Source organism: Streptomyces sp. WELS2, from assembly GCF_013870595.1.
In the GTDB taxonomy this organism is placed as follows: Bacteria; Actinomycetota; Actinomycetes; order Streptomycetales; family Streptomycetaceae; genus Streptomyces.
This window is the reverse complement of the sequence record NZ_JACBWZ010001281.1, coordinates 1-1243: the sequence shown is the minus strand read 5'-3', so window position 1 is coordinate 1243 and position 1243 is coordinate 1. Positions and strand designations below refer to the sequence as shown.

Annotated in this window: 1 protein-coding gene and 1 pseudogene; one reads left to right on the top strand and one right to left on the bottom strand. The window is 71.7% G+C overall.

The genetic code is table 11. From position 1 onward, the window contains the following. Positions 1-32: 32 nt before the first annotated feature. Positions 33-842 carry an NAD(P)-dependent oxidoreductase gene (locus H5J33_RS35730; protein WP_181798787.1) on the bottom strand — a complete coding sequence of 270 codons (810 nt, stop codon included), beginning with the start codon at positions 840-842 and terminating at the stop codon, positions 33-35. Between the two features lie 239 nt (positions 843-1081). On the opposite strand from H5J33_RS35730, the pseudogene H5J33_RS35725 reads away from it, so the two are divergent. Next, positions 1082-1243: pseudogene (locus tag H5J33_RS35725) on the top strand (5-dehydro-4-deoxyglucarate dehydratase); the annotation flags it as partial.

Here is a 1243-nt window from a genome sequence, read left to right as displayed (position 1 = left end):
GCCGGGGAGTCACCCGGCGGCCGGCCGGGGTTTCAGTACGGCCAGACCGGCGGGTCGGTGACGAAGTGCCCGCCCAGGTGGCTGTGGGCCGGGTTCTGGGGGTCCAGCTCGCCCTGTTCGGCGATGAGCTTCGCCGCGTACGGCTCGGAGTCGTCCCGGGGGTCGTAGCCGAGCGCCCGGGCGCTGCCGAGGTCCCACCACAGGCGGGTGTTGGCGGAGGAGCCGTAGACCACCGTGTGGCCGACGCCCTCGGCGGTCAGCGCCGCGTGGAAGAGGCGGGCGCCGTCGGCGGGGCTCATCCACACCGAGAGCATGCGCACGCTGGTGGGCTCCGGGAAGCAGGAGCCGATGCGCACCGAGACGGTCTCCAGGCCGTGCTTGTCCCAGTAGAACTGGGCAAGGTCCTCGCCGAAGGACTTGGACAGGCCGTAGAAGGTGTCCGGGCGGCGCGGGGTGTCGACCGGGATGAGCGGCTCGCCCGCGCGCGGGGCCGGGGTGAAGCCGACGGCGTGGTTGGAGGAGGCGAAGACGATCCGCCCGACGCCTTCCCGGCGCGCGGCCTCGTACAGGTTGTAGGTGCCCTGGATGTTCGACCGGAGGATCTTCTCGAAGGGCGCCTCCAGGGAGATTCCCGCGAGGTGCAGCACCGCGTCCACGCCCCGCACCGCCTCGCGCAGCGCGTCCTCGTCGGTGAGGTCGGCGGTGACGGCGTCCGGCTCGCCCTCGACGGGGCGCACGTCGAACAGGCGCAGCTCGTAGCCGTACGCCGGCAGCAGGGACCGCATCAGGGTGCCGAGCCCGCCGGCGGCGCCGGTGAGCAGGACGGTGCGGGGAGCGGGCATCCTTCGATCTCCTTGGGTCCGGGAGCCGGTGTCCTCAACAGCCGCATGCGTGGACAGAGTTCACATGCGTGGACACGCTAGGGAGGGGTGCCGTGCCTCGTCAAGTGTGCCCCGCCAGAGGGAAATCCGCTGCTCTGTTGCCCGTACTCCGGCTTGACCCGCCGCAATTGCGGCCCGTAGCGTGAGGCTGTTCAGAAATATAGACAGTGATCAGAAACATGCACCGACAGGGAGTGCCTGTGACGCCAGCCCCCCTCGCCGCCCGGCTCCGCGACCCGCGCGGGCCGCTCTTCTTCCCCGTCACGGCCTACGGCCCGGGCGGCTCGCTCGACCTGGACGCCTACCGCACCCATGTGCGCGAGGGCGTCGAAGCCGGTGCCGCCGCCGTCTTCGCCGCCTGC

Bases quoted from the DNA above. Each gene is read 5' to 3' on its own strand.
- H5J33_RS35730 (WP_181798787.1), bottom strand. From the start codon at position 842: ATGCCCGCTCCCCGCACCGTCCTGCTCACCGGCGCCGCCGGCGGGCTC.